Origin of the sequence: Paraburkholderia kururiensis JCM 10599 = LMG 19447 (assembly GCF_003986935.1) — a bacterium.
Taxonomy (GTDB): Bacteria; Pseudomonadota; Gammaproteobacteria; order Burkholderiales; family Burkholderiaceae; genus Paraburkholderia; species Paraburkholderia kururiensis.
On the sequence record NZ_RJZE01000015.1, the window covers coordinates 157,854 to 171,443 of the forward strand.

Annotated in this window: 13 protein-coding genes; 3 read left to right on the plus strand and 10 right to left on the minus strand. The window is 66.9% G+C overall.

The window, feature by feature from the left end; genetic code table 11:
• Nucleotides 1–83: 83 nt before the first annotated feature.
• Nucleotides 84–1,238, minus strand: coding sequence for an anhydro-N-acetylmuramic acid kinase (locus PKKP23_RS19330; protein WP_126878063.1), 1,155 nt, complete (start codon nt 1,236–1,238; stop codon nt 84–86).
• Nucleotides 1,239–1,460: 222 nt separating this feature from the next.
• On the opposite strand from PKKP23_RS19330, the gene tyrS reads away from it, so the two are divergent.
• The 3 genes from tyrS to PKKP23_RS19345 all read left to right on the plus strand — a co-directional run bounded on the left by tyrS (nt 1,461) and on the right by PKKP23_RS19345 (nt 3,993).
• A complete protein-coding gene (gene tyrS, locus PKKP23_RS19335) occupies nt 1,461–2,708 on the plus strand; it encodes a tyrosine--tRNA ligase (protein WP_017777017.1) in 1,248 nt (415 codons plus the stop codon).
• The gene (dtd, locus tag PKKP23_RS19340) at nt 2,705–3,175 is read left to right on the plus strand and encodes a D-aminoacyl-tRNA deacylase (RefSeq protein ID WP_126878064.1); all 471 of its coding nucleotides are present in this window, start codon (nt 2,705–2,707) and stop codon (nt 3,173–3,175) included. Before tyrS ends, dtd begins: the two co-directional genes overlap by 4 nt.
• A gap of 158 nt (nt 3,176–3,333) precedes the next feature.
• Complete coding sequence (locus PKKP23_RS19345; RefSeq protein WP_126878065.1) at nt 3,334–3,993, plus strand: histidine phosphatase family protein; 660 nt, start codon at nt 3,334–3,336, stop codon at nt 3,991–3,993.
• A 40-nt stretch (nt 3,994–4,033) separates the two neighbouring features.
• Here the strand turns inward: PKKP23_RS19345 and PKKP23_RS19350 are convergent, their stop codons facing one another.
• From PKKP23_RS19350 to PKKP23_RS19390, 9 genes are all read right to left on the minus strand, one after another.
• Complete coding sequence (locus PKKP23_RS19350; RefSeq protein ID WP_126878066.1) at nt 4,034–4,993, minus strand: oxygenase MpaB family protein; 960 nt, start codon at nt 4,991–4,993, stop codon at nt 4,034–4,036.
• 36 nt (nt 4,994–5,029) lie between these two features.
• A complete protein-coding gene (gene ruvB / locus PKKP23_RS19355; protein WP_126878067.1) occupies nt 5,030–6,094 on the minus strand; it encodes a Holliday junction branch migration DNA helicase RuvB in 1,065 nt (354 codons plus the stop codon).
• Between the two features lie 152 nt (nt 6,095–6,246).
• A complete protein-coding gene (gene ruvA, locus PKKP23_RS19360) occupies nt 6,247–6,828 on the minus strand; it encodes a Holliday junction branch migration protein RuvA (protein ID WP_017777012.1) in 582 nt (193 codons plus the stop codon).
• Between the two features lie 124 nt (nt 6,829–6,952).
• Entirely contained in the window at nt 6,953–7,495 is a 543-nt protein-coding gene (gene ruvC, locus PKKP23_RS19365) for a crossover junction endodeoxyribonuclease RuvC (protein WP_026121892.1), read from the minus strand.
• 124 nt (nt 7,496–7,619) lie between these two features.
• Nucleotides 7,620–9,185 (minus strand): bifunctional phosphoribosylaminoimidazolecarboxamide formyltransferase/IMP cyclohydrolase, encoded by a 1,566-nt coding sequence (purH, locus tag PKKP23_RS19370; protein ID WP_126878068.1) that lies wholly within the window; start codon nt 9,183–9,185, stop codon nt 7,620–7,622.
• A 43-nt stretch (nt 9,186–9,228) separates the two neighbouring features.
• Nucleotides 9,229–9,462 (minus strand): Fis family transcriptional regulator, encoded by a 234-nt coding sequence (locus PKKP23_RS19375; protein WP_017777009.1) that lies wholly within the window; start codon nt 9,460–9,462, stop codon nt 9,229–9,231.
• Nucleotides 9,459–10,520, minus strand: a complete 1,062-nt coding sequence (gene dusB / locus PKKP23_RS19380) for a tRNA dihydrouridine synthase DusB (protein WP_126878069.1) — start codon at nt 10,518–10,520, stop codon at nt 9,459–9,461. The genes PKKP23_RS19375 and dusB overlap by 4 nt, the downstream gene beginning before the upstream one ends.
• 197 nt (nt 10,521–10,717) lie before the next feature.
• Entirely contained in the window at nt 10,718–11,947 is a 1,230-nt protein-coding gene (locus PKKP23_RS19385) for a UbiH/UbiF/VisC/COQ6 family ubiquinone biosynthesis hydroxylase (RefSeq protein WP_126878070.1), read from the minus strand.
• Nucleotides 11,948–12,097: 150 nt separating this feature from the next.
• Nucleotides 12,098–13,522: an aminopeptidase P N-terminal domain-containing protein gene (locus PKKP23_RS19390; protein ID WP_126878071.1), complete on the minus strand. Its 1,425-nt coding sequence runs from the start codon at nt 13,520–13,522 to the stop codon at nt 12,098–12,100.
• Between the last annotated feature and the right edge of the window lie 68 nt (nt 13,523–13,590).

Consider the following 13,590-nt stretch of genomic DNA (forward strand, 5'->3'; position numbering starts at 1 on the left):
TGGTATCAAAAAAACGGGGCGCGAAGCCCCGTTTTCTATTGGTGTCTCATTGCCCGCTCCGCACAGGCGTGTGGCCGCGCTCTTCAGTGCGGATAAATCGCTCCCAGCACCCGTTCCCCCGCGGCGCCCGTGACGGACGGCAGGTTGCCCGGTTCGCGCGCGACGCAGCGCATGGCGAGCCAGGCGAAGGCGAGCGGCTCGACCTGATGCGGCGGCACGCCGAGCGCCTCGGTGGTCATCACCGGCACGCCCGCCACGCCGCTCGCCTGTAGCGCGCCCTCCAGCGCCTTCAACAGTCTGGGATTGCGCGCCCCGCCGCCGCAGACGTACACGGCGCGACAGTCCGAGGCGTGACGCTCGATCTCGCGCGCCACGGTCACGGCCGTGAGCGCCGCCAGGGTAGCCTGCACGTCCGCGGGCGGTACCGCCTCATAGCCGCGTAGCTTGCCATCGAGCCAGACTGCGTTGAAGAGGTCGCGCCCTGTGCTCTTGGGGGGCTTCTGTTCGAAGAATGGTTCGTCGAGCAGCGCGTTGAGCAGCGGCTGATGAATCTGACCGCTCGCGGCGAAGTGGCCGCCTTCGTCGTACGGTTTGCCGATATGCCGGCTGGCCCACAGATCAAGCAGCGCGTTCGCCGGCCCGCAGTCGAAGCCGCGCACGGCGCCGGACGCATCGAGAATCGTAATGTTGCTGATGCCGCCCAGGTTGCACACCACCCGTGTTTCGCGTCGCGAGCCGAACACTGTGGCGTGGAAGGCGGGGACGAGCGGCGCGCCCTGACCGCCCGCCGCTACGTCGCGGCTGCGGAAATCGGCGACCACGTCAATATGGGTCATCTCGGCGAGCAGCGCCGGATTGTTGGTCTGCCGCGTGAAGCCCATCTCGGGACGATGACGCACGGTTTGTCCGTGCACGCCGATGGCGCGCACCTGGCCGGGGGAGAGGTTGCCGGCACGCAGCAGCTCGTGGCAGCAGACAGCGTAGCGGGCAGCGAGCGCATTGGCCGCCAGCGCCTCGCGCTCGATCTCGTTCTCGCCGGGATGCTGGAGCGCGAAGAGGGCGTCGCGCAGGCCGTCCGCGAAGCCTACGAATGCCTCCGCCCGCACGACCGGCGGCTTGCCGTGCTCGAACTGGACCGCGATGCCATCCACGCCGTCCATGCTCGTGCCGGACATCAAGCCGAAATACAGGCCGTCGGCGGCGTGCTGTGCCGCCCGTTCATCGTCGCGCTGGGACACGTCTTCACTCCTTTCGCTGAAGTCGTTGCGGCGCGGTGGCCGCGTGTGTATGCGTCACGCGATTATCGGCTATCAGCGCAAGGGCGGGGCGCGTAAAACGGGCGTGATCTCGCGGATCGGTGCCGTCTTGCGTCGCGACCTTTTCCCGAGCCGCGAGCAAACATCGGCGCGGAAAGGGGAATCACGTAAAATCGCATGTCTGACTTCAAGTTACGTTACAGCATGAGCACCGAGTCCCCGTCCCAAGCCGCCCCCGCCTTTCCGATCACCGACGAAGTGCGTCACGCGCTCGCCGTCGCCAAACGTGGCGCCGATGAACTGCTGATCGAAGAAGAGTTCGTGCAGAAGCTCGCGAAGAGCGCCGCCACGGGCACGCCGCTGCGTATCAAGCTGGGCCTCGACCCGACCGCACCGGACATCCATATCGGCCACACAGTGGTGCTCAACAAGATGCGCCAGTTGCAGGACCTGGGGCACACCGTGATCTTCCTGATCGGCGATTTCACCTCGCTGATCGGCGACCCTTCAGGGCGCAACGCGACGCGCCCGCCGCTCACGCGCGAGCAGATCGAGTCCAACGCAAAGACCTATTTCGATCAGGCGGCGCTCGTGCTCGATCGCGAAAAGACGGAGATCCGCTTCAATAGCGAATGGTGCATGCCGCTTGGCGCCGACGGCATGATCAAGCTCGCCTCGCGCTATACGGTGGCCCGCATGCTGGAGCGCGAAGACTTCACGAAGCGTTTCCAGGGCGGCGTCCCCATTTCGATCCACGAATTTCTGTACCCGCTCATGCAGGGCTACGACTCGGTCGCGCTCAACGCCGACCTGGAACTGGGCGGCACGGACCAGAAGTTCAACCTGCTGGTGGGCCGCGAGTTGCAGAAGCAGTACGGCCAGGACCAGCAGTGCATTCTGACGATGCCGCTGCTCGAGGGTCTGGACGGCGTCGACAAGATGTCGAAGTCGAAGAACAACTACGTGGGCATCAGCGAAAAGCCGAACGACATGTTCGGCAAGCTCATGAGCATCTCCGACACGCTGATGTGGCGCTACTTCGAGCTTCTGTCGTTCCGCCCCATGGACGAGATTGCGCGCTTCCGGCGCGAGGCCGAAGAGGGCCGCAATCCGCGCGACTTCAAGGTGATGCTGGCGCAGGAAGTCGTGGCGCGCTTCCACTCGCAGGGCGATGCCGAGCGCGCGCTCGAAGACTTCAACCACCGCGCGAAGGGCGGCGTGCCGGACGACATTCCGGCCGTGACGCTGCCGGGCGCGCCGCTCGCCGTTGGCCAGTTGCTCAAGCAGGCGGGCCTCGTGCCGTCGACCAGCGAAGCGCTGCGCAATATCGAGCAGGGCGGCGTGAAGATCGATGGCGCCACGGTCTCTGACAAGGGACTGAAGGTAGACGCGGGCGAGTACGTGGTGCAGGTCGGCAAGCGCCGCTTCGCGCGCGTGACGCTCACCGCATGATTGCGCTGATCCAGCGCGTGCGGCGCGCCGATGTGCGCGTCGCTGGCCCCGAAGGCGAGCGCGTCACCGGCGCCATTGGAGCCGGGCTGCTCGCGCTCGTGTGCGCGGAACGCGGGGACACGGAAGCCATGGCCGACCGGCTGCTCGCCAAGGTGCTCGGCTATCGCGTGTTCGGCGATGCTGCGGGGAAGATGAACCTCTCCGTGCAGAACATCGACGGCGCGGGGCAAGCGGGTGGTCTGCTGCTTGTCTCGCAGTTCACGCTCGCCGCCGATACCAACAGTGGCCTGCGTCCCAGCTTTACGCCGGCGGCTCCGCCCGAAGAGGGGCGTCGGCTGTTCGACTACTTCGTTGCGGCGGCGCGAGCAAAGCATCCCATCGTGGAGACCGGCGAGTTCGGCGCCGAGATGCAGGTTTCGCTCGTCAACGACGGCCCCGTCACGTTCTGGCTGCAAGTGCGTAACTGACCTCGGCCGAACTTGCCGACTGAACTTGCCGGCCGAGGTTGCCCGCGGTTGTGCGGCAGAGCGCCCGTGTCGCGCGGCCATCGTGGACGCGGCGCGGCTTTTGCGACAATGTCCGCTTTCCGGGACCGCCGCCTGCGGGCGGTGCCACCATCCTCTCCATGTCCACTCAGATTCTCTTCATCCGCCACGGCGAAACCGAATGGAACCGCATCAAGCGGATCCAGGGGCACATCGACATTCCGCTCGCCGCAAGCGGCGAAGAACAGGCACGGCGACTCGCGGCACGTCTTTCGCGTGAAGCGGCGGACGGTGCGAAGCTCGACGCCATCTGGTCGAGCGACCTGCAGCGCGCACAGCAGACGGCCGGGCCCACTGCCGAAGCGCTCGGCCTTTCGATCCAGCTTTCCGAAGGGCTGCGCGAACGTTCCTACGGCGCGTTCCAGGGGCACGACAGCGACGAGATTGCCGAGCGCTTTCCCGACGAATACGTGCAGTGGCAAACCCGCGATCCTGGCTTCGTTCCACCTGACGGCGAGTCGCAGCGGGCGTTCTACCACCGGGTGTTGCACGCGCTCGAGCCGATCGTCGCCGCACACCCCTTCGGGCGCATTGCGTGCGTGACGCACGGCGGCGTGCTGGACTGCATCTATCGCTTCGCACGAGGGTTGCCGCTGCAGGCGCCGCGCGAGTGGCCGCTGCTCAACGCGAGCGTCAACGTGGTGGATTTCGAGGCAGGGGCGGCGCGCATCGTTTCTTGGGCCGATGCCTCTCACCTTGGCGGGCAGAGCGCCGACGACAACCTGAAGAAAGCGCGCTGATCGGTGAGCCTAAGCCTGAGCTTTACCGCCCAGGCCGCCTTCAATCGTCGTGATGCATGCCCGCGGCGACGTGCCGCCTTGCGCGTTTCGACACGCCGTTCGTCAACGCCCATCTCATTACCGGCGCGACCGCGCGCATACCCGGCCGCACCATTAACCGGCGCATGCCTGAAAACGTATCGAAGCCGAGCATCCGCTGAGCCCAATCCGGCAGCAGATCCACGCCCGCGTTGAGCATGAGCAGCCCGGCAGGGCGCACGGCGGGATTGGGCGGCAGCGCATGCATGAGAATGCGCACGACTTCGCGCGCGCGGTCGCTCACTTCGAGTTCGGGTTGCATCGCGAGCAGCCAGGCCTCGACGGCCGCCCGCGAGCGCGGGATGTTCGTTGCGCCCAGCATTTCGGCGATGCGCGCGGTTTCGTCAAAGTACTGGTCCTGGGCGGCTAGCGACAGGCCCGGATTCACATAGCGCAAGTGGGCGGCGAGAAAACTCGACACTTCGGCCACATGGACCCACGTCAGCAGCGTGGGGTCGCTCGCGCGGTACGGACGCCCGTCCGGCGCCGTACCCGTCACGCCCAGATGGATCTGCTTCACGCGTTCGATCAGCGCGAGCGCGTCGCGCCGGCTGCCATAGGTGGTGCCGGCAATGAAGGTCGCCGTGCGCCGTAGGCGGCCGAGGATGTCGGTGCGAAACGCCGAGTGGTCCCAGACGCCCGCAAGCGCGAGTGGATGCAGCGTTTGCAGCATCAAGGCGCTGATGCCGCCCGCCATCATCGACGTGAAGTCGGCGTGAACCTTCCAGCACACCGCATCGGGACCGAACAGGCCGGGGTCGCCCGGTGGCGATGAGTAGTCGAGCCTGGGGCCGCCGCCGCTCGTGAGATGGGTCACTGCGTCGGCGAGCTTCGAGCGCACGCGCTGGGCCAGTTGTGCGGTGAGTCCGCTGCGTTCCCTCGTGCCCGGCGTGCTGCTGCGGTGGCTGGCGTCGTCGGACATGGCGTGCTCGGTTGCGGCTTACTGTCTTGCGCGGCGTCAGGGCGCGTCGGCGTCCCAAAGGCCGCGCACGGGGTTCGACGCTTCAGGCGCCGAGAGCCCGAAATGCCGATAGGTGAGGAGCGTAGCGACACGTCCGCGCGGCGTGCGCTGCAGATAACCCTGCTGGATCAGGTACGGCTCCAGTACGTCTTCAATCGTGTCCCGCTCTTCGCCGATGGCTGCGGCGAGGTTGTCGACGCCCACCGGACCGCCGTCGAACTTGTGCAGGATGGCTTCCAGCAACTTGCGGTCCATCAGGTCGAAGCCGACGGGATCGACGTCCAGCATGGCGAGCGCTGCATCCGCCACCTTGGCCGTGATATTGCCGTCCGCTTTCACTTCGGCGAAGTCGCGCACGCGGCGCAGCAGTCGATTGGCGATACGAGGCGTGCCGCGCGAGCGCTTGGCGATTTCGAGCGCGCCGTCCGGATGGATCTGCGCGCCGAGCAGCGAAGCGGAGCGCCGCACGATGCGGGACAACTCTTCCGCGTTGTAGAACTCAAGCCGCGCGACGATGCCGAAGCGATCACGCAGCGGGTTGGTCAGCATGCCGGCCCGCGTGGTGGCGCCCACCAGCGTGAACGGCTGCAGGTCCAGCTTTACGCTGCGCGCGGCCGGCCCTTCGCCGATCATGATGTCGATCTGGTAGTCCTCGAGCGCCGGATACAGGATTTCCTCGACGACCGGCGAAAGCCGGTGAATTTCGTCGATGAACAGGACGTCGTTGGCTTCGAGATTCGTGAGCAGCGCCGCGAGGTCGCCGGCGCGCTCTAGCACCGGGCCCGACGTCTGCCGCAGATTGACCCCCATTTCGCGCGCGATGATGTGCGCAAGCGTGGTCTTGCCGAGGCCTGGCGGCCCGAACAGCAACACGTGATCGAGCGGTTCCGAGCGGCGCTTCGCTGCCTCGATGAAGATTTCCAGCTGGCCGCGTACCTTTTCCTGGCCGACGTATTCCTCGAGCTGGCGCGGACGCAGCGCGCGCTCGAACGCTTCCTCGTTCGGAGAGACGGGCGTGGCCGCGATGATGCGTTCGGCGGCGAGTTTGTCGGTTTCGATCATGGACGCATTGTACCGCGCGGTGCCGGCCGGCAAAGCTGGCCGAACGGCCAGGTGGCGGGGGCACGTGCGGCATGCGAAGCTTGTCCCGTCATGCGCTGCGGCACTGGCGCCCCAGTACTCAAGGTCGCCGAAGGCCGTCCGTCGGGCATCTCTTACGCCTTGGACAGCGCCTTCAGCGCGAGCTTGATGCCCTCGGAAACCCCGGTGCCGGCCGGCACGTTCTTGATGGCGGCCAGCGCCTCTTTTTCGGAGTAACCCAATGCGAGCAATGCATTCAGGATGTCAGAGGCGTGATCCGATGCGGACACGGTGGCAGCCGCTGCGCCCAGGTCGGCCCCCAGCTTGCCCTTCAGTTCGAGCAGCAGCCGTTCGGCTGTCTTCTTGCCGATGCCCGGCACCCGCGTGAGGCGCGCCGCATCCTGCAGCGTGACGGCCTGGGAGAGCTCCTGCACGCTCATGCCCGAGAGCACGGCAAGCGCCATACGCGCGCCAATGCCCGTGATCTTGAGCAGTTCGCGGAATGTCGCACGTTCCTGCGCTGTCCCGAAACCGTACAGCAGGTGGGCGTCCTCGCGCACGACCATGTGCGTGAGCAGCACGACTTTCTCGCCGGTGGAAGGCAGGTTGTAGAACGTGCTCATCGGCACGTCGATTTCGTAGCCTACGCCGTTGCAGTCGACGAGCAGATGAGGCGGATTTTTTTCCAGCAGGACACCGGCAATGCGACCGATCATGGCGGATTCAATGAGAACGGAAAGCGCGAGTGTAGCTCAGCGACATAGGTCTGCGGCACGCAGCGGCGTAGCTGAAAAGCGGGACCTTGCGGTGAACGGCGCTGGCTTGCCGGCGACACCGCCTTCAGCCCACCAGTCGTCCGCGCCGCACGCGCAGGCCCTTTTTCGCGAGGGATGGTGCAATGCCGCCCAGGGTCGCAAGCGTGTCGCCGCCGTGCGCGTGGCAGATGGCCATGCCGAGCGCGTCGGCGGCGTCAGTGCCCGGCACGCCGGCGAGGCTCAGCAGGCGCACCACCATCTGCTGCATCTGTTCTTTGGTCGCGCGGCCGTAGCCCACCACCGCCTGCTTGAGCTGCAGCGCGGTGTACTCGGCAACCGGCACGCCGCCTGCCACGAGTCCGCAAATCGCGGCGCCGCGCGCCTGACCGAGCAACAGCGTGGATTGCGGGTTGACGTTGACGAAGACTTTCTCGATAGCCGCCTGATCCGGCGCGTGCTGGCGAATGAGGGTGGAGATGCCGTCGAAGATGGTGCCGAGCCGGGTCGGCAAGTCGGCATCGGCGGTGCGGATTACGCCGCTCGCGACGTAGGTGAGCTGGTGGCCGGTCTGGTCGATTACGCCGAAACCGGTTACGCGCAAGCCGGGGTCGATGCCGAGAATTCTCATGAAATGCACTGCTGACGGAATGCCTGCGATGGTACAACGAATGCCCGCCGCGCCCGCACAAAAAAACACCCCGCAGAGGCAAGCCGCCTGCGGGGTGTTTCGCGGCCTGGAAGGCCGGTGCGACTCAGTGCCGGAAGTGGCGTACGCCGGTCAACACCATCGCGATGTTGTGCTCGTCAGCGGCGGCGACCACCTCGTCGTCACGCACCGAGCCACCGGGCTGAATCACGCAGGTCGCGCCCGCCGCCACCACCACGTCGAGGCCGTCGCGGAACGGGAAGAACGCGTCCGACGCCACTGCCGAGCCGCCCAACGTGAGGCCCGCATTCTGCGCCTTGATGCTCGCGATACGGGCCGAATCCACGCGGCTCATCTGACCCGCGCCTACGCCGAGCGTCATGCCGTTGGCGCAGAACACAATGGCGTTCGACTTCACGAACTTGGCCACGCGCCATGCGAAGAGCAGGTCGTCCATTTCCTTCGGCGTGGGGTGGCGCTTCGTCACCACGCGCAATTCGCGCGGCTGCACGTTCTTCGAATCGAGCGATTGCACGAGCAGGCCACCGCCCACGCGCTTCAGATCAAACGCGTTGAAGCCGGCGCCCAGCGGAATTTCCAGCAAACGCACGTTCTGCTTGGCTTCGAACACTCGTCGTGCGGCGGCGCTGAACGCCGGCGCGATCAGCACTTCGACGAATTGCTTCGCCACGGCCTGGGCCGCGGTCTCGTCCACTTCGCGGTTGAACGCGATGATGCCGCCGAAGGCCGAGGTCGGATCGGTCTGGAACGCCTTCGAGTAGGCCTCGTGCGGATCGCTACCCACCGCGACGCCACAGGGATTGGCGTGCTTGATGATTACGCAGGCCGGCGCGTCGAAGGTCTTCACGCATTCCCAGGCGGCGTCCGAATCGGCGATGTTGTTGTACGACAGTTCCTTGCCCTGCAACTGGCGGTAGTTCGCAAGCGCGCCTTCGGGTACCGCCAGGTCGCGATAGAACGCCGCGCTCTGATGCGGGTTTTCGCCGTAGCGCAGGTCCTGCACCTTGTCGAACGCGAGGTTCAGCGTGGCCGGATACGTGTTGCGCGACGTGTGCGAAAGCGAATCGGTGAGGCTCGTCAGATAGTTCGTGATCGCGCCGTCGTATTGAGCCGTGTGCGCGAATACCTTCGTCGCGAGGCGGAAGTTCGTCTTGTAGCTCACGCTGTTGCCGTTGGCGCGCATTTCGTCCAGCACGGCCGCATAGTCGGACGGATCGACCACCACCGTTACGTCGCGATGGTTCTTCGCCGCCGAACGCAGCATGGTCGGGCCGCCGATATCGATGTTCTCGATGGCTTCCTCCAGCGTGCACTCGTCCTTCGCAACGGTCTGCACGAACGGATACAGGTTCACGACGAGCAGGTCGATGGTCGGAATCTCGTGCTGTTCCAGCGCCGCCATGTGCTCCGGCAGATCGCGGCGCGCGAGGATGCCGCCGTGCACCTTCGGGTGCAGCGTCTTCACGCGCCCGTCGAGCATTTCCGGAAAGCCCGTGTAGTCGGCCACTTCGGTAACGGGAAGACCGGCGTCCGCGAGCAGTTTCGCGGTGCCGCCGGTCGACAGGATCTTGACGCCGAGGCCCGACAGCGACTTGGCGAAGTCGACGATGCCTGACTTGTCGGAAACGGAGATGAGCGCTTGCTTGATCATGATGGGAACGGGAAGCCGGAGGACGAGGGCGCGGCGCGCGGCGCTACAGCAGGCCGTGCTGCTGAAGCTTCTTGCGCAGCGTGTTGCGGTTGATGCCGAGATACTCGGCGGCCAGCGACTGATTGCCGCCGGCCTGCTCGAGCACCACCTCGAGCATGGGTTTTTCGACGCACGAAATGACCATGTCGTAGACGTCGTGCGGGTTGGCGCCGTCGAGGTCCTGGAAATACATCCCCAGGCTCTCGCGGACGCAGTGGTCTATGTTGTGCTTGCTCATGCTGCCAGTCGATCGTTTGTTTCGGGCTCGTCGCCGGCGCCTTCTTCGTCCACGTATTCGAGGCGCTCGGAAAACGCCTTCTGTGCGTCGAAGAATTCGTTGACGGCGGCGAGCTGCTCGCGCGTGGTGTCCAGCGTGTTCATGCGGTGCCGGAACGCCTGGGCGCCACGAAGGCCGCGAGTGTACCAGCCGATGTGCTTGCGCGCAGTACGTACCCCGGTGAATTCGCCGTAGAACGCGTAGTGGTCTTCGAGATGGCCGTTCATGATGCGCTGGATCTCTTCGACACGCGGCGGCGGCAGCAACTCGCCGGTTGCGAGGAAATGGGCGATCTCGCGAAAGAGCCACGGGCGGCCCTGCGCGGCGCGGCCGATCATGATGGCGTCCGCGCCGGTGGCGGCCAGCACCTCGCGCGCCTTGCGCGGCGACGTGATGTCACCGTTCGCCACCACGGGAATGCGCGCGGCGGCTTTCACCGCGGCGATGGTGTCGTATTCGGCCTCGCCGTGATAGAGATCGGCGCGCGTGCGGCCATGCACGGTGAGCATCGAGATGCCCGCCTCTTCGGCAATGCGCGCAATAGTGAGCGCATTGCGGTTCTCGCGGTTCCAGCCGGTGCGAATCTTGAGCGTGACGGGCACGGCGTCGGGCCCCACGCCGACGGCATTCACCACCGCCGACACAATGCGCGCGACGAGCGCCTCGTTCTGCAGCAGCGCAGAGCCGGCCGCGACATTGCAGACCTTCTTGGCCGGGCAGCCCATGTTGATGTCGATGATCTGCGCGCCGTTGGCCACGTTGTAGCGCGCGGCCTCGGCCATCATGTCGGGATCGGCGCCCGCGATCTGTACCGCGATCGGTTCGACTTCGCCCGCGTGGTTCGCCCGCCGCATGGTCTTCTCGCTTTTCCACAACTGGGCGTTGGAGGCGACCATCTCGGAAACCGCGTAGCCCGCGCCGAGGTGCTTGCACAACTGGCGGAACGGCCGGTCCGTGACGCCCGCCATCGGGGCGACGAACAGGTTGTTGCGCAGCGTGTGGCGGCCAAGCGTGAGCATGTCGAAGGGCAGGAACGGGCGCGCGTGCCGCGTTGCGGCATACGCATGGTGCGAAGGGGAAAACGCATATTTTAGCGTAACCGCTCCTGCGGACGGCTCGCTCGCCGTATGACCCCGGGTCTGACGCCGGGGCTGGCCTGCTAAATCTTCGATGAAAATCGCCTGCGGCCTGGACTGCCCGCGCGTTCGCGCAGCTACTAGCGGCGCTGGCCGAACATCATCTGCCTCGCGAGCGCCGTCTTCACGGGCGGGACGAATTCAAGCGCGGTGAGCGCGAGGCCGCGCAGCGTGCCGAGCGCCGGCAGGTCGAACGTGAAGAGCCGCGCGAGCGTGTCCGTGGCGCCGATGGTGAGACGCCGGTCGAGTGCGCGGCGTTGGCCGAACGAGGCCAGCGCGAGCGGCGTGGCGCCATGCTGCGACAACGCATCCGAAAGCGCATGCGCATCGCGCAGACCGAGGTTGAGTCCCTGACCCGCCACGGGGTGCAGCGTCTGGGCCGCATTGCCGACCGCAGCGACGCGGCCCTTCACCAGCGTATCCACGGCCGAAAGCCCGAGCGGGAACGACGCGCGCCCCGCGACGTGCGTGAAGTGTCCAAGGCGGCTGCCGAACGCGACTTCGAGTTCGGCGAGGAACGCGTCGTCGGAAAGCTCGCCGCGCCGCCGGGCTTCGTCGGGCGAGCAGCACCAGACGAGCGCGTAGTCGGCGCCGCGTGCGCCGCCCATCGGCAGCAGGGCGATCGGTCCCTGGTCCGTGAACCGCTCCCAGGCAACGTGCGGCTGTGGTGCAGAGAGCGTGACCGTGCCGATGATCGCCGTCTGTCCGTAGTCACGCGTGCTTCTGGCGCTCGCAACGAGGCTCGCGGATGCGCCCGATTCCCGCCGCTGGTAAAGGCCGCCTTCTGCGTTCACGAGAACGCGCGTACGGAGGTTGCGAGCACCATGCGCGTTCTCGATGGGCAGCGTGACGCCGTCGTATTCCTGCACGGGCGGCAGTGCCGACGTGGAGCGCAGCCAGTGCACCGGCGTGTCGCGCACGCAGGCGGCCAGCGCCTGCACGATGGACCCATACCGCACCACGTAGCCGAGGGCCGGCAGGCCGTGCTCGGTGCGGTCGATCAGCGTGCGGCCGAAGTGCCCGCGCTGCGAGACGTGAATGCGATGGATGGCGGTGGCGTCCGCAGGCCAGGCAAGCGGTTCGAGCAGCATGCGGCTGCCTTCGGATACGGCGATGGCGCGTGGGTCGGTGGCCGAGTCTTCGGGTTCGCGCGCATCGATCAGCGCAATCTTGAGTTCGCGCGTGGCGCTGCGCCGCGCGAGCCAGCCCGCGAGTGCAAGGCCAACCGGGCCCGCGCCTACGATGGTCACGTCGAAATCGAACGGCGTGGCTGCGGTGATGTGCGTCGGCCCTGTCGATGAAGTTGCCATGTCAGCGGTTTGCACCTGGGCGGGGCGAGCCGGCCCTGCGGTTCGGGAGACTGCGTTCATTTCGTGTCCGTACCGGTTCCTTCTCTCAGGCGGGCCGTCGCGTTCGCACACGCCCGCACGTCATGCTGTCCGTGCTGGTTCTCGTGCATCTCACGCAGGCGCGCGCGCCTCGCGCATCAGCGCCTCGATTTCGTCGGCTTCTACCGGCACGTCGCGCGTGATGAGTTCACAGCCGTGTTCGGTGACGATGGCGTCGTCCTCGATGCGAATGCCGATGTCCCAGTAGCGTTCCGGCACGTCTTCGGCGGCGCGCACGTAGAGGCCTGGTTCGATCGTGAGCGCCATCGACGGCCGCAGCGTGCGCCACGGCGGCGCGGCATCCGGCTTGCCATTCGCGGTGCCGGCCCGTTCGCGGTAATCGCCGCAATCGTGCACGTCCATGCCCAGCCAATGCCCCGTGCGGTGCATGTAGAAGCGGGTGTAGGCGCGCTCGGCGATCACGTCGTCCACGGACGAAAACTGTGCGCGGCCGATGATGCCCGTGTCGAGCAGCCCTTGGGCGAGCACGCGCACGGCTGCTTCGTGCGGCGCGTCGAAGCTGACGCCGGCGCGCGTGGCATCGATGGCCGCCTGCTGGGCCGCCAGCACGATTTCGTAGAGTTCGCGCTGGGCCGGTGTGAAACGGCCGCTCGCCGGAAAGGTGCGGGTGATGTCCGACGCGTAGCCGTCCAGTTCGCAGGCCGCGTCGATCAGCACGAGGTCGCCCTCGCGCGCAATCGCGTTGCCCGCCGGATAGTGCAGCACGCAGGCGTTCGCGCCCGCCGCCACGATCGAGCCGTAGGCCGGCGCCTGCGCGCCGTGCTTGCGGAACGTGTAGAGCAGTTCGGCCTCGATCTCGTACTCGCGCATGCCGGGCCGGCACGCGGCCATCGCGCGACAGTGCGCGGCCGCCGAGATTCGTGCGGCGCGCCGCATGATGTCCAGTTCATGGGCGTCCTTGAAGAGACGCATGTCGTCGAGCAGCGGCAGCAGGTCGTGCGCCGCCGTGGGCGCCGTCACGCCGCTGCGGCCCTGGGCGCGCACGGCGTCGAGCCAGCGTCGCACCTGCTCGTCGAGCGCGGCGGACGAGCCGAGCGCATAGTGCAGCGCCGGCTTGCCGGCCAGGATGCGCGGCAACTGCGCGTCGATTTCGTCGGAGGCAAAGGCCGCGTCGAAGCCGAAGGTGCCGCGTGCCGCTTCGGGGCCGTACCGGAAGCCTTCCCAGGTTTCTCGCTCGGCGTTTCTCTCGCGGCAGAACAGGATGGCGGCGGGTTCGCCGGCTGCGGCGCTCGCGTCGAGCACGAGCAGCGCTTCGGGTTCCGCGAAGCCGGTCAGGTAATAGAAGTAGCTGTCGTGCCGGTAGGCGTAGTCCGTGTCGCGATTGCGCAGGACTTCAGGCGCGGTGGGCACGATGGCGACGCCGCCGCCCGCGGCCCGCAGCGCAGCGAGCACGCGCTCGCGGCGGCCGCGGTAGACGTCGATGGCGGGCGCGTCGGCGGCGGGGCGGTGCAGGGAGGAATCGGTCGGCTGGTCCATCGCGAGATTGTAGCGCCCAATCCGCAGACGTTCCCGGCTGGAGCGCCTGCGGGCGTGCACCACGGGCA